The 18,982-nt window shown below is 50.2% G+C and carries 20 protein-coding genes; 12 read left to right on the forward strand and 8 right to left on the reverse strand.

Annotated elements, in window-relative coordinates; translation table 11 throughout:
* Positions 1 to 189 precede the first annotated feature (189 nt).
* The 8 genes from EL645_RS11715 to EL645_RS11750 all read left to right on the forward strand — a co-directional run bounded on the left by EL645_RS11715 (position 190) and on the right by EL645_RS11750 (position 7,012).
* Entirely contained in the window at positions 190 to 501 is a 312-nt protein-coding gene (locus tag EL645_RS11715; protein ID WP_126550196.1) for a hypothetical protein, read from the forward strand.
* A 243-nt stretch (positions 502 to 744) separates the two neighbouring features.
* Positions 745 to 1,410, forward strand: coding sequence for a TetR/AcrR family transcriptional regulator (locus EL645_RS11720; RefSeq protein ID WP_126550197.1), 666 nt, complete (start codon positions 745 to 747; stop codon positions 1,408 to 1,410).
* Between the two features lie 175 nt (positions 1,411 to 1,585).
* Entirely contained in the window at positions 1,586 to 2,938 is a 1,353-nt protein-coding gene (locus EL645_RS11725) for a phenylacetate--CoA ligase family protein (protein WP_161977312.1), read from the forward strand.
* 118 nt (positions 2,939 to 3,056) lie between these two features.
* On the forward strand, positions 3,057 to 3,500 hold the full coding sequence (locus EL645_RS11730) for a hypothetical protein (RefSeq protein WP_126550199.1): 444 nt from the start codon (positions 3,057 to 3,059) through the stop codon (positions 3,498 to 3,500).
* The gene (locus EL645_RS11735) at positions 3,401 to 4,558 is read left to right on the forward strand and encodes a hypothetical protein (protein WP_246035345.1); all 1,158 of its coding nucleotides are present in this window, start codon (positions 3,401 to 3,403) and stop codon (positions 4,556 to 4,558) included. Before EL645_RS11730 ends, EL645_RS11735 begins: the two co-directional genes overlap by 100 nt.
* A gap of 270 nt (positions 4,559 to 4,828) precedes the next feature.
* Complete coding sequence (locus tag EL645_RS11740; RefSeq protein ID WP_126550200.1) at positions 4,829 to 5,587, forward strand: hypothetical protein; 759 nt, start codon at positions 4,829 to 4,831, stop codon at positions 5,585 to 5,587.
* A gap of 537 nt (positions 5,588 to 6,124) precedes the next feature.
* Entirely contained in the window at positions 6,125 to 6,403 is a 279-nt protein-coding gene (locus EL645_RS40000; RefSeq protein ID WP_126550201.1) for a hypothetical protein, read from the forward strand.
* Between the two features lie 375 nt (positions 6,404 to 6,778).
* The gene (locus tag EL645_RS11750) at positions 6,779 to 7,012 is read left to right on the forward strand and encodes a hypothetical protein (protein WP_126550202.1); all 234 of its coding nucleotides are present in this window, start codon (positions 6,779 to 6,781) and stop codon (positions 7,010 to 7,012) included.
* Here EL645_RS11750 and EL645_RS44085 read toward each other — a convergent pair whose 3' ends face one another.
* Genes EL645_RS44085 through istA form a run of 3 tightly spaced genes read right to left on the reverse strand, consistent with a single transcriptional unit; the run spans position 7,013 to position 9,070 of the window.
* A complete protein-coding gene (locus tag EL645_RS44085; RefSeq protein WP_161977313.1) occupies positions 7,013 to 7,162 on the reverse strand; it encodes an ATP-binding protein in 150 nt (49 codons plus the stop codon).
* Positions 7,163 to 7,178: 16 nt separating this feature from the next.
* Complete coding sequence (locus EL645_RS11755; protein ID WP_126550203.1) at positions 7,179 to 7,823, reverse strand: ATP-binding protein; 645 nt, start codon at positions 7,821 to 7,823, stop codon at positions 7,179 to 7,181.
* A complete protein-coding gene (istA, locus tag EL645_RS11760) occupies positions 7,820 to 9,070 on the reverse strand; it encodes an IS21 family transposase (protein ID WP_126550204.1) in 1,251 nt (416 codons plus the stop codon). Before istA ends, EL645_RS11755 begins: the two co-directional genes overlap by 4 nt.
* Positions 9,071 to 9,087: 17 nt before the next feature.
* Here istA and EL645_RS11765 point away from each other — a divergent pair, with 17 nt between their 5' ends.
* Positions 9,088 to 9,741 carry a class I SAM-dependent methyltransferase gene (locus tag EL645_RS11765; RefSeq protein WP_281276293.1) on the forward strand — a complete coding sequence of 218 codons (654 nt, stop codon included), beginning with the start codon at positions 9,088 to 9,090 and terminating at the stop codon, positions 9,739 to 9,741.
* Positions 9,738 to 10,133, forward strand: coding sequence for a DUF2278 family protein (locus tag EL645_RS11770; RefSeq protein WP_281276389.1), 396 nt, complete (start codon positions 9,738 to 9,740; stop codon positions 10,131 to 10,133). Before EL645_RS11765 ends, EL645_RS11770 begins: the two co-directional genes overlap by 4 nt.
* Positions 10,134 to 10,321: 188 nt before the next feature.
* On the opposite strand, the gene EL645_RS11775 is transcribed toward EL645_RS11770, so the two are convergent.
* The 3 genes from EL645_RS11775 to EL645_RS11785 form a co-directional block, all read right to left on the reverse strand.
* The gene (locus EL645_RS11775) at positions 10,322 to 10,909 is read right to left on the reverse strand and encodes a cysteine hydrolase family protein (protein ID WP_126550208.1); all 588 of its coding nucleotides are present in this window, start codon (positions 10,907 to 10,909) and stop codon (positions 10,322 to 10,324) included.
* Positions 10,910 to 11,022: 113 nt separating this feature from the next.
* Positions 11,023 to 12,261, reverse strand: a complete 1,239-nt coding sequence (locus tag EL645_RS11780) for a hypothetical protein (protein WP_126550210.1) — start codon at positions 12,259 to 12,261, stop codon at positions 11,023 to 11,025.
* Complete coding sequence (locus EL645_RS11785; protein WP_126550212.1) at positions 12,261 to 12,503, reverse strand: hypothetical protein; 243 nt, start codon at positions 12,501 to 12,503, stop codon at positions 12,261 to 12,263. The genes EL645_RS11780 and EL645_RS11785 overlap by 1 nt, the downstream gene beginning before the upstream one ends.
* Positions 12,504 to 12,942: 439 nt before the next feature.
* Here EL645_RS11785 and EL645_RS11790 point away from each other — a divergent pair, with 439 nt between their 5' ends.
* Positions 12,943 to 14,181: a mannosyltransferase family protein gene (locus EL645_RS11790; protein WP_126550214.1), complete on the forward strand. Its 1,239-nt coding sequence runs from the start codon at positions 12,943 to 12,945 to the stop codon at positions 14,179 to 14,181.
* A gap of 235 nt (positions 14,182 to 14,416) precedes the next feature.
* Positions 14,417 to 16,378 carry a glycosyltransferase family 39 protein gene (locus tag EL645_RS11795; protein ID WP_126550216.1) on the forward strand — a complete coding sequence of 654 codons (1,962 nt, stop codon included), beginning with the start codon at positions 14,417 to 14,419 and terminating at the stop codon, positions 16,376 to 16,378.
* 101 nt (positions 16,379 to 16,479) lie between these two features.
* Here EL645_RS11795 and EL645_RS11800 read toward each other — a convergent pair whose 3' ends face one another.
* Positions 16,480 to 17,757 (reverse strand): putative hexosyltransferase, encoded by a 1,278-nt coding sequence (locus EL645_RS11800; RefSeq protein ID WP_126550218.1) that lies wholly within the window; start codon positions 17,755 to 17,757, stop codon positions 16,480 to 16,482.
* 337 nt (positions 17,758 to 18,094) lie between these two features.
* Positions 18,095 to 18,706, reverse strand: coding sequence for a BclA C-terminal domain-containing protein (locus EL645_RS11805; protein ID WP_218031817.1), 612 nt, complete (start codon positions 18,704 to 18,706; stop codon positions 18,095 to 18,097).
* Positions 18,707 to 18,982 lie beyond the last annotated feature (276 nt).

Below are 18,982 nucleotides of genomic sequence, written 5' to 3' on the forward strand. Positions count from 1 at the left end.
AGCTCTCTCTGGCCTTCAATCATAAACACTTACAAGTGTTATCTAAGCGAAGTGGCTCCTGACGCGACTCCTCCTCACAACATCTTGTAAATTCCATCGTTCTGACGATGGAATTTAACCTGAGTCTCACTTGAGAAGTGCTGATAGAATGGAAGGATAAGAAAAACAGATGAAAAGGAGCATACTTTGATGCCAAGAGAAATTGAGAGAGAGATGATCGCCCTTCGCGCCATGATCGTCCTGCAACGCATCTGGAAAGGAGCTTTTCACCTTGAGCAGCCTACGCTTATCAGTGATCGAGGGCGCAATCACGTGCTCCGTTGCCAGGTTCAAGGAACAGGAACGTTGCCCGCCAGCATTGTCGTGAAATGGTTCAAGGACTCTCTTGATCCTGTCCGAGGTTTGACCGATTGGGCCAGCCTGGCCTTTCTTTCTCAGCTGGCTGATGAACATCCTGTTGCTCCCTATTTTTTCGGGGGAGATGCAGAGCATCCCACGTGATGCGCAACGAGGTATGTATAAGCGAGCTAGCAATAAAGAGAAGGAGAGAATCATCGTCATAGCATGGTGAGAGATTTGGAAGATGGAAAGGTCATTTCCGCTCTCTTTCTCACTGGTTAGTTTTGAGAAAAAGAGCCTCCTTCTTGCCCTCATTCCCCCTTGACAGATGGATTTTCTCCTTGTATACTGTCACCAGTTGGTGATGTCACTGGATAGTGACAACATACAAGGAGAAAACAATCAATGTCAGAATCAGGAAAGAGGCGAGGAGAGAGCAGCCGCGAGGCGATTCTGGAGGCGGCGGAAATCGTCTTTGCCGAACACGGCTTCGATGGTGCACGGGTCGATAGCATCGCGCACCTTTCTGGCTATGACAAAAAACTGCTCTTTCGCTACTATGGAGATAAGCTTGGCCTCTATGCCGAGGTCCTCAAACGTGCTGACCAGGAAGCCCATGCCCTCCTGGCGGGCGTCTTTGCCCCTTTGCTGGAGGACGAAAGCGCAGCCTCCCAGGCACACCAGTGGAGGCACTTCCTCAAAACAATGGTGCAAACGCTCTTTGATTACTTACTCGACCATCCACGCTTCATGCGCATGTTGACCTGGGAAATGGCCGAGGGCTGGCGGATCTTCGCGCAGATCACCGCACGCTTTCCACCCGAATATACTGACCAGTTCGAGATGCTTTTTCGGAAGGCACGAAGCGCCGGATTGCTGCGATCTGATTTCCTTCCGGTGATTCAGTTTACGATGCTCTTGCAGATCTGTCAGGCGTACCTTGTCTCTCTTCCCCTGTACCAGACCTTGCTTCCAGGCTCGGATCTTTCCTCCGCGAGCGCATTGGCGCATGCACGGGAGTACCTTGCGGATTTTGTTGTGGCGGGAATCATGGGAGGGTCCGAGAGCTGAGACGCGCGCCGGAGAGAGCAGAGCAGACCAGGATAGCGATTGACCCAGGCGGAACTCCGTCGTCATGTGGGAATGGCCTGCAAGGAGCGATCATAATCGGCAAAAAGGAAAGACAAGGAGCGTTCAAAATCGTTCATTGAGGAACCGCCAACAGATGTTTAGGAAAGGAAGAATCATGGTCGATATCAAGTTCATGCTGGATGTAGTGATGAAACAGAGGCAGTTCAAATCACAGGATCACTGGAACCGAAAGCTGCTGGAAGCACACCAACAACGCATGGTACACAGTTTGCGCAGGCACGCCTACGAGAACTCGCCATTCTACCAGCAATTCCACACCGGGCTCTATGACGCCCCGTTGGACCAACTGCCAGCGCTCACCAAAGCACATATGATGAATCAGTTTGATAGTCTCGTCACAGACAGGGCCGTGCATCTTGAAGACGTCAAGAAGTATATGGAAGACCAGGAAAGAAGCCACTATTTTCTGGGGCGCTATGTGATCAACGCCACGTCTGGGAGTAGCGGGCATCCTGCCGTGGTTCTCTGGAGCCGAGGCGAGTGGGCGGCGACGATGGCTTCCGCCTTCGCGCGCACCCCGATACCATTCAGTTTCATCCAGAAAAGGAAACTGGCGCAGATTGCCTCGACGACCACTTTCCATATGTCGGCACAGGGAGGAACATCCGCCCAGAATCTACTTATGCCAACGTTGCTGTTGGCCGCGACTGAGCCCCTGGGCAGCATGGTGAGGCGTCTGAATGACTGGCAGCCAGACTTGCTGATTGTCTACGCTTCAATGGGACGTATCCTGGCTGATGAACAACTTGCCGGACGTCTCAAGATCGCCCCGCAGACCGTGATGGTGGGTTCCGAAGTACTGACAGCAGAAACACGCCGGCGCATCGAGAAGGCGTGGGGAAAGCCTGTCTTCAACAACTATGCGGCTACCGAGGCAGGCGGGATCGCCATCGAATGCGACCAGCACCGGGGAATGCACGTGATGGAAGACCTGGTGATGGTCGAGAATGTGGACAAGGACAACCAGCCTGTCCCCCCCGGAGTCTTCGGCGACAAGCTCCTGGTCACGCCTTTCTACAAGCGCATGCAACCGCTGATTCGTTATACGATAGAAGACCGCGTGCGTTTTTCCAGCGAACCGTGCCCATGCGGGAGACCTTTCAAGCTCATAGATGCCATCGAGGGCAGAATTCAGGAGGTGCTCTCTTTCCCCAGAGCAGGCGGTGGAGAGGTACGCATTCATCCGCTCATCTTCCACAACCTCCTGGATATGCTTCCGGTAAGCGGGTGGCAGGTTGTGCAGGAGACCGACGGATTGCACATCCTCCTGGCACATGGGCACGGCGCGCTCGATGACAGCCAGATAGAGAGTTCGATGAAGAACGCGTTGGCTACGCAGGAAGCGGTGGCTCCACGAATACAGGTGCAACGGGTCGATGCTATTCCCCAAACCATTGCAGGCAAAGCACCCTTAGTGAAATCAAATCTGGCAAGCGCATCGCACTAATCACTAATGCTCGCGCACGGCGTCGCGTGGAAACGCTCGTTGAAGCATGGAACTGTCCACGGGATGGGTGTATGACGCCCCTCCCTCATCCTTTTCCTGAGAAGAAGGTGAAAGAACCATGACCGTTATTGCCTCTTCGCCGGTGACTATCCAGACCTCTGAGCAGTCCGTGCCCTCGATCCCAGGCTGGTTCGGGGAGGTGGCTCGAACCCGAACAATGGTGCTGCAGGCTCACTCCCAGCACTGGCTAGGTACCTTCGGAGGCCCTGGCAATGGGGATTATCGTAACGAACTCACTCGTGCCAGTGAGGCTATCATCAGCTATGCAGGCTGGCTTTGTATGCCCTTGTCTCACATCCTGGTCCGTCTTGATGGCTTGTATGGCACATTGGCTGTTGTGGGCACGTTCCTCTCGTCTGGGATGGGGCTCATCGTGCGCTGCAAAGACTACGGCTTGCTCGAGTGCCTGCTGTTGCCGCCCGCCTCAAACTGCCGCCAGATCACCAGAGCAACCATCCCGAGAGTGGCGCGAGTCGTGCCCTCTTCGATTGCCCCGACCTGACCCTCCTTCCCTCTGGCTCCTCTGTTCGTTTGATCGTGGCGACTCACCCCACCACTTCCACCGCCAAACCGTCCATTGGGATGCTGCGTGCGGGAACCGTGTACGAACTCTTTCTCACGACCGCCCCGCAGGCGGCCTTCACCTGTGCTGATGTGCTTGATCTCTACCTGCATCGGGGGGCATTTGAGACGGTGCTCTCGGATGAAGATCTCGAACAAGACTCGGATCGGTGGTGTTCTCGCACCGCTTGTGGTCAGGAGTTTTGGCAGATTGTCAATCAGTGGCTCTGGAATCTTCGTCTTGATCTTGGACAGCGCCTCTCACCTTCTTCCATACGTTGGACCGAATTTGCTCCTGCTCTCGCCAGTGCTCCGGCTCAGGAACAGACTGCTGAGCAAGCAAACGAGCCAGTTCAGAAACAAACTGCTGAACAAGACAGTGAAGCTCCCTTGTATGGGCCTCCCCGATGGGCCCGCCGCTCCTTTACCAAAGGATTTGCCGGATCAGATTTTGTTCTGCAATCTGATGGCACCTTATGCTGTCCGACTGGTCATCCTTTAACGGTGCAAGAGCGCAGACCTGAACGCAACGGCACCGTGCGCGTGGTCTACGGGGCTCGGATGACACATTGCCGTCCCTGTCCTCTTCGCGCACAGTGCCAAGAATCCGCCACGACGAGGAAGCCGCGACAAGTGAGTGCTGTGCTCTGGCCCCTCGCTTCCACCCCATCCGTTCCGGCTCCGTCCCCTCCAGAGCCTCCTGCTCCTCATCCCGTCCTTTGGGGAGACTGGCCACGCTGTCAGCTTCGCCGGAGTTTCATTCGTCTGCTACGCACACAAACCGTCACCATTGGCTCTCCTCAATCAGAAGAGCACCAGCCTGTCAGCCGCCAAGATGTGCAAACCCGCTCTCAACGGGCGCATTGGCGGCTCAGTTGGGATGAGCGCATGGCTCGCAATGCTCGCCTTGCTACCGCATCTTCACTTGAGATCACGATCTATGGGCTCCCTGCTGCTCTTGCTCAGTATGTCCATAGTGGCAAGGTTCCGGCTGCGTAACGATTTCTCACCGCTTGTTTGTTCTTTCCAGATGCCTTCTGCTCCCCGAATACCTGGTATCGACATCCATCTCTTCATCGCTATCTCCCCTTCCTTCATCTCTTTTTCCTTGAGAGGCTCTCGTTTCTTTTTTGCCTCCTTGCTGTCATCTCGTTGCGCATCACGTGGGAGCATGGGCTCTTTGTCATGGAAGATCTTGGGGAAGAGGACAGTTTTGAGCAGCTCTTGCGCTCGCATGATGCGTCACGTGCAATCAGCATGTTGTGAACTTTGGCTCGCCAGATGGGCAAACTGCACGCGACCACGATGGGAAAAGAGCTCCAGTTTGAGCGCCTGTGTGGGGACCTTTCTCTTGCGCGCGTTTCATCGCGCTTTCAAGAAGCCGAACGGTGGCTCAAAGATTGTCACAAAGTCGAGGACTGGTGCCGTGAACTTTCGTATCGGCCTCCAGCAGGATTTGAGCAGGCATGCAAACGTATTGCTGAGACCTTTGCCCATCCCGGTGCGTTTCTCGCCTTGACACATGGAGATCCGGTACCGACCAATAATCAGCTCTGTGGGAGCACGATCTATCTGCTCGATTTTGAATATGGCGGGTATCGTCATGCCCTCTATGATCTGACGGGATGGAATATCCTCTGTCCACTGCCCAAAGCCTGTGTTGCTCTGATGAGCAATCATCTGCGCACAGCACTGCTCCCCGCTTGTCCAGCAGCGGAGGACGATGAGATCTATCAAGCAGAGTGGGCCATGCTCTGTACCTATCGAGCGATAGCGATGCTTTCATGGATGTCTCTCCGCCTGATCAAACACAATAGGCCATGGGCCGACAACTGGAGTAGGCGTGAAGCGATGGTGGTCGCTCTCTCGCGATGGGAAGAAGCAACGCGGGGAGTCAAAGGGCTGGAAGTAATGACCGAGGTGGCCGCTCAATTGCTTCGGCGCTGCCAGACTCTCTGGCCCGACATCGAAGCCGAGAGCAACCCTGCATGGCCAGTGTTTCTCCAAACTTCCTTTCCACAGAGCTAGCTCAACTCACTCACTGCGAAAGACTCGTCTGCAGGGAAGTTGACAGACCTCGTGTACAGACAAACTCCACATTAAGCAATGCCTTTGTTCATCTTCCTACGACATGCGCATCCGTGGGAAGATGACGAGTATTTTGGTTGCCTGATATCTTGTTTAGCTCAACCATTGTTATATAGCAACCATGTAGCAACACAAAAATTTAGCTCTTTTGAAGGTTGTCCTCGTCGCTAAATCCTCTGCCACTACAGGAGTGAGCCAGGTCCCAAATCTCAACAATCGATAGAAAGTGTTATCTCCCACCACGCGTGAGGCATGGGAGCCAAAAATTATAGAAGTGTCAAGTAGCTTTTAGATTGATGCCTTCCAACACCATTCCTTTCTCATCATTTAGCTCATGTTACATAGTATTGAGACTATGGTCTTAGAAAAAGCCTGCCTGCAAAAATGCTGAGAAAAGGGCGAGCTTCCCCAACCCAGCTACAGGCTAGCGTTGGTCTTAAAAAATGTCTGTTTGAAGATAAAGGGATACACATGTTGATGAAGAAGTTGACGAGAGTGAGCGCGATTTTTGCTCTATGTGGGTTTATCGCGCTGTCTATGCTAGCCAGTGTGGGAAGCGTACACGCGCAGAGTCTCCAGGGACAGAATAGATCGATCCAGACGATCAGTAATGCTGGCCCGTACGGGTCAGATACCTGTATTCAAGGATATGTCTGGCGCGAGGCTTTTGCGAACGATCACGTCTGTGTTACTCCTCAAGAACGCAGTCAGGCTGCCTATGATAATAGTCAAGCTGCAAATCGGGTTGCAAAGTAGGTTTCTGACAATTGCTTGAGTACAGTCGCGCAACTTTTTGGGTAGTGTCTATGCTTGCTCAGCAGACCTTATGCCAAACTTTGCTTCTCGATTGTACTTTGTGCAGGCTCATGATTCAATTCACCGTCTTTCATTAAGGCACAAGTTGCTCAAAGATTGGTTCTTACACAAACTGAGAAGAACCAATCTTTGAGCAACAAGGCGTTTTGCCTGAATGCAACGAAACGTGACATAGTGAAAAGCTATTCGTCCAGAGCAGCTCTGACCTTCAAACATAAAAAATCTTAATAATGGGTATAGCCTTTATGTGCTTGTTTTGCAGCAGAGGGATTGATACTCTAAAAGAAGAACATCACAAGGAGAGAGGAAGAAATCATGATCCAGATCAATCGTGTCTTCGAGGCCGTCCTGAACCCACATTATGGGTGTCCACAAGGAGTGATAGGGCACTTTGTCAAGGCCGGTGTCATGACGAGCCGATTTGGAATTGGTCGCCCCAATCAAACGAACGGTAAAAAACAAACGTTGAGAACGTCAGCGATGAAAACGCCGACCAAACCGCGCCGGAATCCAGGCGATCCCAACGCCGACATCGTGAACGCCGGTTGACTACACGCCGGTGGGCAAATCGCCGGCGGCATGTCGTGCTGTGTCTGACAAGGTTGAGGGGGTTCGGCTCTCTGTTCGGCGCTCCTTCATGCGGTAACTGCTCCCATTGATGGCGATGACCTCTGCATGATGCAGGAGCCGGTCAAGCAAAGCCGTCGCCAGTACCTCATAACCCCCGCCAGTACAGCTCAGTATCAGTAACGCTCCCAGCAGTAAAGCTGTATTGGACGTCAGGATAATGAGCCGTGCTCATAGCGGCTGCCACCAACTCAAAGAAGTGATGAGCCTGTTCGGCGGTGAGCCTGGTGTAGCCCACCTCATCAATGATGAGCAAACTGGGCGCAATGTAGCGCCGCAGGCGCTGACGCATGAGACCAGGATGCGAGGCACTCTCCAGGGACTGAGCCAGTTCCGCCAGCGTCGTAAACAGGACGCTGTGTCCCTCTGCCAGTGCCCGATTGGCTAGAGCCAGGCTCAAATGCGTCTTGCCCGTTCCCGGAGGGCCGAGAAAGATCACATTGGTGCAGGTCCGCACAAAGGACAGATCGGCCAACTCCCGGATGCGCCGCTCGGAGAGCGAGGGTTGGAACGAAAAATCGAAACCCTCCACCGTTTTTTTGCTGGGAATGCGTGCAGCCTTGAGACGGCGAGCTGTGGCTTTTTGCTCGCGGCCATCCAGCTCTGCGCCCAAGGCTCGCTCCACCATGGTTTCATACGTCCATTGTTCTCGCCGGGCCGTTTCCAGTAACTGGGGTAACGCCGTTTGCAGGTGGGTCAAGTTCAGTTGCTTGTACGCGGTGATTGACTTCATGCTCCCACCTCCGCTCCGGCCGACACGCCACAATACTGGTCATACTCGGCCAGGGCCCGGCTTTGCACCTGTGGTGCCTGCTGTTGGTGGCCTAAGGGTGCTCCTGCTCGTCGGATCGCCGAGGCTGAGGGAATACCCGTCCATTGCTCTGGATGCGGCACACTCTCTTGTGAGCGAGGACGCTTCTCGATGGCGAACACCTCTTGGCCCTGCGACCAAACCGTGAGCACACCCTTGCGTTCACGAACCTGCACTGTGGTTCCGGCCAGATGCAGCGTGCCTGGCAACCCGTAGAGCACGCCATCGTAGGAGACATAGCCATCCCAGGTGACTTTGCGTTCTTCGGTGGCAAAGCGCTCCCAGGCAAAGGCTTGAGGCAAGGGCTGGAGCTTCTCCACCTCCAAACGATCGACCGGGCGAGCATGAGTCGTGCGGTGCACGCGGGAATTGATGCGCTCACACCAGCGATGGGCCTGGCGATTGAGATCATCGAGATCGGTGAAAGTCACCCCGGCCCAAAAGCTCTGCTTCACATAACTCACGGTGCGCTCGACCTTGCCTTTCGTCTGTGGGGTGTAAGGCTTGCAGACGCGGGCGGTGACCCCAATGGAGACCATGAAGTCAGCAAAGCGAGGATTCCAACGAGGTTTGTTCTCCTGCATTTCGAGCAACACGCTTTTCATGCGGTCAGTCAGCGCAGACCGGGTCAGGCCTCCGAAGTATTCAAACGCCTCCATCAAGCAGCGAATGAGCGTTGGAGTATCGCAGCGCTTCACAAAGGTCACAAAGCGCATGCGCGAATAGCCCAACACCGCGGTAAAGCCATAGAATTTATGGATGATGCCTTCCTGTTCATACGTGAACTCGCCCCAATCAAATTGGACCTGGTGGCCTGGCTCGGTTTCATAGCGTTGCACGGGCGCATGTCCTGCCACCACCGGGCGGAGGGGATGGACGAACTCCTTCAAGATGCTGATCCCGCCGGTGTACCCCATCGGCTGTAATCGTGCGTAGATCACTTCACAATTGATGCAATGATCTTCCATCACCCAACGCGTAATCTGTTCTTTGAATGGATCAAGCTTTGAAGGCCGAGGCGGGCGTGGTTTCGGGATCACCGCTTCTGGATGGGCAAGATATTTGCGCACAGTGGTCCGCGAAATCTCCAATTTCTGGGCAATTTCCTGAACCGTCTTCCCTTGTTGATGTAAATCGTGTATTGTATTCACGGTCTGACTCCTGAGCATGTCGGTCTCCTGAGGTTGTGTTTTTGATTTTCCTCAGAATACCGCCTTCTTGGGGGTCGGTCAATTCTATTCCGGCTCGAGTATACACCGTCTTTAATAACTTTGTGGGTGAACTGATGGTGCGTCAGCATGCAAAAGAGACGACCTGGACGGTCTCGATAGCAAATGTACAACCAGGCGATCGTGTGTTAGAGATTGGCTTTGGAGCAGGAAAAGCCATCCAACTGTTGGAGAAAAAAGCAACGCATGGCTTCGTGTATGGAATCGATCTCTCTGCCACGATGGTCAAACGTGCCAAAGAGCGAAATGCACGCGCCGTTAGAACTGGCCGGGTCACGTTACAGCAAGGGGAGGCCGCACATCTTCCTTTTGAAGAGCATCACTTTGACAAAGTGGTCAGCATTCATACCTTCTATTGGTGGTCAGAAGATCCTTACATATTCCTCACAGAAGTATTTCGGGTTCTCAAACCAGGAGGTACACTTCTTTTTACGTTTTCTCATGGGAAAATGGGAGAGGAGAGAGACTACTACGATCAAGCATTTATCGAAGAACAGATACTTACATTGATGAAAAACATTGGGTTTACGGCAGTATCGTTTAGGCCGGGTCCTATCTCTCGTCAGTTCAAACACATCGCCGTGCTTGGAACCAAACCCTCCGCATCATAAAAAAAGTTACCAGGGGAGGGGTATGGCGGCCTAACCATATGCAGCCGATTCGCTTTACTAATGTTGGTTCCGAGACCCAACTCAACGATATCCTGGATACAAGAGTGCAGGAAGCTATTGCTGACCCCAATGCCTTTATTTGTGCATTTGGAGACCGCTGGGGTCCCGAGGAGGACACGCCAGACCAGTACTTTGACTTTACACCTGGTAATGGCATTCACAACATTCACATGAACCAGGGCAACGATCCCGGGCACGAGCAGGAGGATGGCGTCTGGCAGGATGGGGCGCTATTCATCTACCTTCCTACGCAAGATCAGTGGATGGCGGTATTCTTAAAATTCCAATCCCAGGCGTCCCAGACCGATGATACCACTGGCCACGCACTCTAAACCCATACTCTACAATTGATTTTGGCTCAATCATCAGCGGGACTCGGGGATGCTCGTGGGTGGCCCACGAACATCCCCGAGTCCTGCGCGGTTGGGCTGGCGGCGAAATACCACGACACGCGGCATGCCACATACACATGGTGTTATGAGTTGCCGGGAAGGGGTATCTCAGTCATTGGAGTTGCCTGCTACTGAAGCTCTTCGGCCTTCAGATTCGCTGCCCAATCTGAGGCCTGGATGACTTCGGCTTGCCGTGGAAAGACTTTGGATAGTAGGACGCGCTGGACTTCTTCATCATTATCCATACAGCAATCGGCTAAGACGGTCAGTTGATAATCCTTATCAGCCGCCTCCCGTAGCGTTGATAAGACGACCCCACTCGTCGCGATACCACAGAGCACCAGATGCGAAATGCCCTGCGCTCGCAAAACCACTTCTAAATCGCTCCCGCTAAACGCGCTGACACGACGTTTCGTGATCAGAATATCCGTTGGCTGGGGGGAGATGGCAGGATGGATCTGCGGCGTGAGCATAGCTACGGACGAGGAAGCCGCCCGCTGCTTGGCTCCAGAGAAGGTCTTATTCCGTGGGCTAATCTCTGGATAGCCCGGCCGAAAGGCCACCGCCACATAGATCACAGGGATCGATGCGGCGCGAGCGGCTGCAATAGCCGTGTTGATGGGCGTGAAGAAATCATTTGTTTGTACATACCGGCCGACAATTTCTGCCTGCATATCCATTACTAAGAGAGCTGTTGTTGCATGTGTATCAGACATTGATTTTACCTTTCTGTTGCTATTGGACAATATATAGAGTACAACAGCTTTGCCAGATTGGTACAGAAAATTTACAGCCGATAAATTATTAATATAGCGACGACGTGCTGGATTCAGCTTTGAGGATTGCGTTCGCCTGGTTGATATGGAATAACCCCTTCTTGTTCAAGTAAAGCTCGTTGTGAGGTCGATTCGCTACTATAAGCAGACCCGACAGTGACCATTTCTGGAACAAGCGGTACAATCTCTTCATGGGGTTGCTCTTGTCTGCGGATCATGATGGTGGCAACGATACAGGCTAGCAGGACAATACCCGCACTCCCGGCCATGAACTCTATTGAAGATTTATCCTCCCAGAATCTTTGTGCCAGTAAAAGATTAGTGAAAACGCTCATGCCTGCCAGACCTACCCAGCGCGTATCTAATGGAGCCGCCCGCTGCGCCAGCAGCAGAAAGAGCAGTGGGTATATTGCATATATATAGCGAGCACCAACCTGACGCCATCCCGTCGTACAATAGGCCAATATAGCCACGAGCATGATCGCGATCGCTACCCAAAACGTAGTTCGTAACCAGGGCTGTGGTGTTTTACCTTGCGCAGTGAAGATAAAGATCGCCAATAGTGGTGTGCTAAAGAACATGCTTGTTCCCATACCATCGATGAACAAGTCGAGTTGCGGCTTCACATCGTAAGGGTCAACATAATTAAAGCTCGGCCAGCGTAGGAAATCAACGACGAAATTGGGCCAGATATAATGCCAGCTCACTACACCATATTTGATAGCGGGATAATTTTGCTGGTTCTGAATATCATAGCCTATGCTCAGAGGATTACCAAAGTAGAGCTGGTTATGAACCAGGTGTATGAGTAAGGCAACAGCAAATGGGGCAAGTATAGCGCCCAATTCATATACTGATGGCCAGCGCTGCGGTTGAAAGTGCCATTGCCGCTGAACGCGGCGTCCAATCCCTAAATCGTGCAGATAGACGGCAAGGGGAACAATGCCGACCAACGCCTCGGGTACCCGAGTAAGCATCACCATCCCCACACCCAGTGTCGCCAATGGCCAACGTCTGCTCAGGGTACTATGGAGTGTGAACATAATGCCAAAGGCGCTGATAGTTTGAGCAGTGAACCATATCCGACCTCCCAGGCCGAGCCACAAGGCAATGGTGCCAAAACCAAAGGTAATAGCCATAATAAGATTTTCAATTGGCGTACGGTTGGTGATACAGCGAACCCGCATTACTTCAAGGGTTCTAAACAGCAAAATGATATTTAATGCCGCAAATATCCAGGTAAACCAGATGTCGCTGAAGTTGGCGCCCAGAACGGCAACGAATGGTACCATCAGCAATGCAGGTAAGGGGGATAGACGAAATACACCTTGCCATTGATAATGATGGTGTCCTGAAGATGGACTCCGATATCTAAGCGACCATTCAACCAGGCTTGCGCCTGTAAGACAAAATGGCTCTGATCAGATGAATAGATTGGATTGATGTGTAACAAGACTGCCAATCCACCAAGTAAAACTATCAGGATGGCGAAAAATATGCCATCATGCAAACGGCGTGGCAAAAATTCTTGCATTGTAGTGATACTTCCTCCGCTAACATGTCCACAACGTGTTCACTGATTTTGCTGTTGCAGGTGCACAAAATATCCTGCCCAAGAGCTTCTCTCGATGATATAAGGCCATTATACATGTATAAGCAAAAAAGACATTTTTTATAGTCAAAAAACTCCCCTCAACTAATTTACGAGACATAGCCCTGAAAACCAGTGAAGTTTTGCGTACACGTTTAATAGTGCACAAAATAGCGTTCCTCAATAGCATTTAGCGGCGCTATAAGGGCCCAGAAAAATTTGGTGCCGCTAGTTATCATGTCACCAGAAGTGCTAGTAGCGGTGAATAAGCAAAAAAGCGGAATAGAAGTTATAACGTGGATTTTTTCAGGTAGGCCCCCATGGAGCTTTTTCACATAACTTCTAGCGAGTATGCATGATTCTTTTTTGAGGGAAGCGAGATATGAAACAGAAAAAAATAAAGCAAGGGATATTATTAACTCCCACCAAGCCAGCAGCTACCATCAGACAAAAAATAGTTTCCGCGCCCGACTGGAAGAAATGGTTGAAGGCAATACGGGCCATCTTTCCATTTTATCTGGCGCTGCATATAGGTATTTTGCTCATTGACGGCTTTTCAAGCATTCTTATGCATGGAGATATTGATTGGCAACACTATCCAATCAGCACGCTGTGGAATACATGGAAACAGTGGGACACTTATCACTATCTGTACATTGCAGTCAATGGGTATCCATCCAAACAAGAAACTGCGTTCTTTCCATTATATCCGCTTCTCACCGGCTTCCTTTTAAAATTACATGTGTGTTCAAATCCAGTGGTAGCTCAACTTATTATTTCTAACCTTGCCTGGTTAATCCTGATGGCTGTGTTTTACCAGTTCGTCAAAGAAGACGTGAATGAAGATACAGCACAACGAACAGTCTTATATCATTCAATCTTTCCAACCGCTTTTTTTTTAGCAGCAGGCTACAATGAATCGCTCCTACTATGCCTGGTATTGTTAAGCTTCTATCAGATGCGCCATGGGCGATGGTGGCTGGCCGGGATCTTCGGCTTCTTCGCCTGCTTGACGCGCTCCACAGGCATATTGCTAGTCATTCCGTTCATCTATGAATACCTCAGCCAGTGTGAGTTTAAAATAAAGCCGATTGCTCAGCTACCAATACCAGGTCTGCTCCTGATTCCAACGGGGCTCGGCGTATTTATGGTCTATACAAAATTGCGCTTCAACGACTGGCTGAGTTTTATGCATGTAGAAGCGATCTGGAATCGTCACTTTACAATGCCATGGGTGGGAATTTTCATCGCACTACAATTGATACACCAGAGCTCTTTGTTAAGCTATCAAGCACTACGCAATTTAACGGACCTGGTACCGGATCTGTTTGTACTGGCATTACTGCTAGCAGGCTGGGTAGGACCGTGGAAGCTTCCTCGCAAAGATTGGTCATATCTACTATTTGGAACAGTACTCTGGCTCTTCTACCAATTCACACCAGTCATACCGGGGTATCCGCTGGCATCAATGGGAAGATACATGTTAGAGGTGTTCCCTGCCTTTATTGTCGCGGCACGCATAGGTACGCACAAAGGATTTCACCTCAACTATATTTGTATAGCCCTGGCAATGTACGCATACCTGGTCATAGCCTTCCTGAGTGGATACTGGGTCCTCTAAAAAGCAAGCGGCTACCTGGGTCCGCTCAGGTTCACTCTGACTCGACTCATTCAAAGCATGATTCTTCAATGCACGCCATCGATCTCAGCAGCAACGGAAAGCATCGATTGATGGAGGCAATTTTATTTCAAATACATACTGGTGGTAAAGATGGTTTTTTCGCTTGCAAGTGGCTGCAACTTCCCTGGCTTGTGAAAAACCTGCTAAGACTTCGCTAAAAGGAGATACAGAAGATATGCCAAGGACGATGATTACGTCACCTGTGCAGGTACCTAAACATACTCAACAGCTCGAAGAGTCCTATCAGCCTATGCTGTTGTGGCACAAAATCACGCTAGGTGTTGTGCTTGCCATCGCTACCTTTTTTAATTTTTTCGCCCTGGACAAGCAAGATTATTACGAGTACTACTATGCGGCTGCGATTAAAAGTATGCTGCTCAGCTGGCATAATATGTTCTTTGCGGCGTTTGATCCTGCGGGCTTTCTGGCACTGGACAAGCCACCACTCGGCTTCTGGATGCAGGTCCTCAGCGCCAGGCTCTTTGGCTATTCAGTTTTTGCTATCTCGCTGCCTGGAGCTTTGTCCGGCGTGCTCGCGGTCGCGCTGATATTTCATCTAGTACGCCGCGTCTTCGGTCCCCTCGCAGGTTTGTTGGCCGCCCTGGTGCTGGCCATCTCACCAATCAGCGTAGCCACTAATCGCAATAATATCGTAGATGGCTTGCTGATCCTGACTGTGCTGCTGGCGACATGGATGGTGTGCAAAGCAGCCGAGACTGGCCACTTACGCTGGCTGTGCCTCTGCGCAGTCCTGCTTGGGCTTGGCTTCAACATCAAATATCTCCAGGCCTATATGGTGATACCCGCGCTAGGCCTGGTTTACTGGCTCGGGGGACCGCGTCAAAAGAAAATAAAGCTCTATCATTTAGCAGTCGCGCTGGGGGTTTTGTTGCTGGTTTCCCTCTGGTGGGTAACGATCGTCGATCTGACACCAACCAATCAGCGACCCTTTATTGATTCAATCACCAGCAACTCGGAGCTAGATCTCGCCTTTGGTTATAATGGCACATTCCGCTTAACCGCCGATAATAACGTTGTCAACTACTGGGCATGGGAGATAGGGAGGCCAGGGCTTGCCCGCTTCTTTAAGCAACCAATTGCCGGACAGTCTAGCTGGCTTTTGCCGCTGGCTCTGTTCAGCCTCGTAGCCCTCAAGAGACCCAAAAGGCGGCGTCTACCATTAAATAGACAGGATCAAGCACTTGTGCTCTGGGGAACATGGCTGTTCACCATGCTTGCCTTCTTTAGCAATGCCCATTTCTTCCACCTGTATTATCTCTCAATGCTAGCCCCGGCCATCGCGGCTCTGGTTGGAGCCGGGGTAGTGATGCTGTGGCAAGACTATCGCCGTTACGGGTGGCGTGGCTGGCTGCTACCCTGGGCTCTACTGATGACCGGGGTCGCCCAGGCTCACTTTCTCGCCGCCTTCCCACTGTGGGGCAATCTGCTCGGCGGCGGCATTGTTATTTGTAGTGCCATAGTAGCGCTTGCGCGCTGGTATCGTTTCCCGCATTCAAGAGCCGAGCAGCGATTTAAACATCAGAAAGGCAGCCAAACAAAAGGGCACCAAAAGACTATGGCAGCATCTCACACATCCACGTTTAAAAGCAATTGGCTAATAAGCGAGCAACAATTGCAGCAAGTTGCCGTGGTAATTGCCACCCTGGGATTACTGAGTAGCTTGCTAGCACCAACGATCTGGGCCGCCATCTCACTCAATCCACAGGGTAGGGTAATTCCAATGGCAGGACCACCAGCACCACAAACACACATCCCTCCACTCATCGCCGACCCAGTGCTGGTAAACTACCTGCTAGCGCATAAGGGCAAAGCACAATTCCTGCTCGGAACAATGAATACAGAGGTAGCATCGCCATTTATCATAGATACAGGCCTGGGTGTCATGGCTCTGGGCGGCTACGCTGGTGACAAAAGCTTCCTGACACGTGAACAACTCATCCAACGCATCGATCATGGCCTGGTACGTTTTTTCCTGCTACCTCAGAGCAGCGACCAGGCTGCGAGCTGGGTAATCTCCCATTGCAGAGTGGTGCCAACAGAACAATGGCAATCGCGTACCACGACTAACTTTTCCATAGATGTACTACCATTGTACGATTGCAATAACCATTCGTGACATCCCACCCCCCTGTCCCGGAGCTATGATTACAGGGAGGGCCATGTGTGCGCACTGCGCACACATGGCCCTCCCTGTAATCATAGCTCCGCTACATTTTCCTACTGTACTTCGCTCTTAACATGAATGACAGCTGGCTGAGCATCCACAAAATAGAGGTCTTTTATTAACGTACCAATGGTAATTATTATGGCCCCTAAAATGATGAATGCTAACAAGGATAGGTTGATAACGGTTGTGCCAAAGAGAAAAGGCAAATAAGAGAACAATGACGCCAGCTGGACACCAATGGCAAGATAGAATTGCCTGGGAAAATAGCATGCGTAAATAATAGATATAACATCCGCCACATAGAAATATCTTTCATGCATTTCTGGCAAGAAAAATGGCACACTGAGCGCAAAAATAAACGCAAGCTTTACCAGCAGGTTGGTCGAAACTTTTTGCTGACGTACGTACACAACCAGGCAGAAAATAAAAATATATGCCAGAGTCAATATCAAGCCTGAATGATAAAGAAGTGAAAATTGAGAGTTTGGAAACCATTGCCAGAAGTTGGGAGCGTTGAGGGTTAGCTCTGGCATTTCCCCGGATGCGTTCAGGTAGACAGTTAATAAATCCATAAATGGCCTGCCAAGAAGAAAAGCAGGAAAAATCATCAGCAAGTAAGAGACAGGTATTATAAGCAGGTGCTTGATATAAACCTCCCTTTTCATCCATAAGAAGAGTAACAGTGGCAGCAGAAAGACTCCCTGTGGCTTAAAAGAGAGTGAGAGGCCGAAACAGAAACATGCCCATCCAGGGCGTTTCTTCAAGAGGAAGTAAAGGCCAAATACAGCGAACGCGGTATAGATACAATCACATTGGGCCCACAGAGAGCTGTTAATAAAAATGGTGGGGGCAAATAATACGAGTAATGAGGCGATGAGGGGTATGTAGCTATGCTGGTATTTGAGCTTGACTATGAGATAGACACCAAAGGCAAGCACAAAATCAAAAAAGATAGAGAACCCTTTAAACAAGACAAGTTTGGGAAGCGGGATATACGTCATCAATGCAATAAAATAGAGGTAGAAGGGAGTATAGTTACCAACATTGTATTTTAGTGCTGTGAATCCGCCATAGCTGTGAATAAAATCATACCACACGACGAGGCAATTTCGATAGTCAGCACTTTCAAACGGTAGCAAAGTTATCCTTAATATTACAGCTAATAGCAAAATAGTCGCTATCAGAAGGTATTCTATTTTTGCGCTTTTTTGTATTCTATTCCTTATCAGATCGAAGTATTTTATCTTTGCATTTTCATCCTCGATACTTATTTCATACTTAGCTGGTTTAACCGGTGTGATTTTATTTTTTACCTGCACATTACTCATGTCGCTGTTCTCCTCTGAAATCCTTCGCTTTTAATGTAACTATTCAAGTTTCCTGTGTCTTTATGTCTGCTTTATAGGCGGGACGTGGGAGAAGTCGAGAGGAAATTTCATCCACCCCTCCAGCTTATGCTCTTTTCCACACCACCAATGAACCTTGCGCGTCTGCTGGAACTCTTGCTGAATAGTGACTTTTAATTTTATTTTACCCATATACCCCAAAAGATGCTTGCAGGTTCGCGACAGGTAAAATAAATGACTTATCACAAAAAGGCGCAACGTCTTATAAAACGTTGCGCACCTGTGACGATTAAACATGTGACTTCTAGCAACAGTCTGCTTAGATCTGTTGGATGATGATAGAAGCGTTTACACTCGGCAGTGTTCCACCTGCTCCTGTCTGTTTTCCTCCTTCGCCTGGAAGCAGCTCAACTGGCCCAAAAGAAGTGTGGTTTCGAAGCGTAATAGTAGCACCAGCTGGTAAGGTTATTAACGATGACCCGGTGTTTTGCGAAAAAGAGTTTCCTACTTCGTGAATAGTTTCTGGAACCACGCTACCATTTACAAAGAGAGCAAACTGGCTGGCCTGCAAACTCGATACGGAGTATGTAACCAGATAAGTGCCCGCAGTAGCAACTGTAATTGTAGGGCTGCCTAGAGTATGGGTAATACCAGCTGACAAAGGACCGTTGCTGTCAAAATTGACATCACTCTCTACGGAAACCATCTCACTTGTTGTGTCGTAAATATATGCAAATTCACATATAGTTGGTGATGTTACGGTACCACATAATGTTGCAGCTCTTGCCGATTTGTGTATCCCGTGCGATCCCAGCGTCCTCGTTATTGAATGAGGATGGTTCGAAGCTGCCATTGCTCCATAGGGCAAGAGTAACAGCACCATAAAGGCAGCAGCCATTGTCAGCAAAGATAAACGTAACTTGTATGCCATGAAATCAAATCTCCTTCCACATATGACCATTTGTTGGAACACCATTGTGTTCCGCTGGCACTATATATATTGCGCTTTACCTCATATACAGTGTCTTATATATATATTATATGCCTATAAACAATATAAATAATAAAATATAATAGTACATAGTGTAGTCGAATTGATTGTGCTGCTAAGAAATATGCATGATGAAAACGAAAAATCTGAAATGGTATAAAAATCATCTGATTCTTTTCAGGCATATTCTCTATTTTTTTAAATATTTTATATATT

The organism is Dictyobacter kobayashii (assembly GCF_003967555.1).
Taxonomy (GTDB): domain Bacteria; phylum Chloroflexota; class Ktedonobacteria; order Ktedonobacterales; family Ktedonobacteraceae; genus Dictyobacter; species Dictyobacter kobayashii.

Excerpts from the sequence above, each read along its gene's own strand:
- EL645_RS11715 (WP_126550196.1), top strand. The coding sequence starts at position 190 with ATGCCAAGAGAAATTGAGAGAGAGATGATCGCCCTTCGCGCCATGATC.
- EL645_RS11720 (WP_126550197.1), top strand. The coding sequence starts at position 745 with ATGTCAGAATCAGGAAAGAGGCGAGGAGAGAGCAGCCGCGAGGCGATT.
- EL645_RS11725 (WP_161977312.1), top strand. The coding sequence starts at position 1,586 with ATGGTCGATATCAAGTTCATGCTGGATGTAGTGATGAAACAGAGGCAG.
- EL645_RS11730 (WP_126550199.1), top strand. The coding sequence starts at position 3,057 with ATGACCGTTATTGCCTCTTCGCCGGTGACTATCCAGACCTCTGAGCAG.
- EL645_RS40000 (WP_126550201.1), top strand. The coding sequence starts at position 6,125 with ATGAAGAAGTTGACGAGAGTGAGCGCGATTTTTGCTCTATGTGGGTTT.
- EL645_RS11750 (WP_126550202.1), top strand. The coding sequence starts at position 6,779 with ATGATCCAGATCAATCGTGTCTTCGAGGCCGTCCTGAACCCACATTAT.
- EL645_RS11755 (WP_126550203.1), bottom strand. The coding sequence starts at position 7,823 with ATGAAGTCAATCACCGCGTACAAGCAACTGAACTTGACCCACCTGCAA.
- istA (WP_126550204.1), bottom strand. The coding sequence starts at position 9,070 with ATGCTCAGGAGTCAGACCGTGAATACAATACACGATTTACATCAACAA.
- EL645_RS11775 (WP_126550208.1), bottom strand. The coding sequence starts at position 10,909 with ATGTCTGATACACATGCAACAACAGCTCTCTTAGTAATGGATATGCAG.
- EL645_RS11780 (WP_126550210.1), bottom strand. The coding sequence starts at position 12,261 with ATGGTACCATTCGTTGCCGTTCTGGGCGCCAACTTCAGCGACATCTGG.
- EL645_RS11785 (WP_126550212.1), bottom strand. The coding sequence starts at position 12,503 with ATGCAAGAATTTTTGCCACGCCGTTTGCATGATGGCATATTTTTCGCC.
- EL645_RS11790 (WP_126550214.1), top strand. The coding sequence starts at position 12,943 with ATGAAACAGAAAAAAATAAAGCAAGGGATATTATTAACTCCCACCAAG.
- EL645_RS11795 (WP_126550216.1), top strand. The coding sequence starts at position 14,417 with ATGCCAAGGACGATGATTACGTCACCTGTGCAGGTACCTAAACATACT.
- EL645_RS11800 (WP_126550218.1), bottom strand. The coding sequence starts at position 17,757 with ATGAGTAATGTGCAGGTAAAAAATAAAATCACACCGGTTAAACCAGCT.
- EL645_RS11805 (WP_218031817.1), bottom strand. The coding sequence starts at position 18,706 with ATGGCATACAAGTTACGTTTATCTTTGCTGACAATGGCTGCTGCCTTT.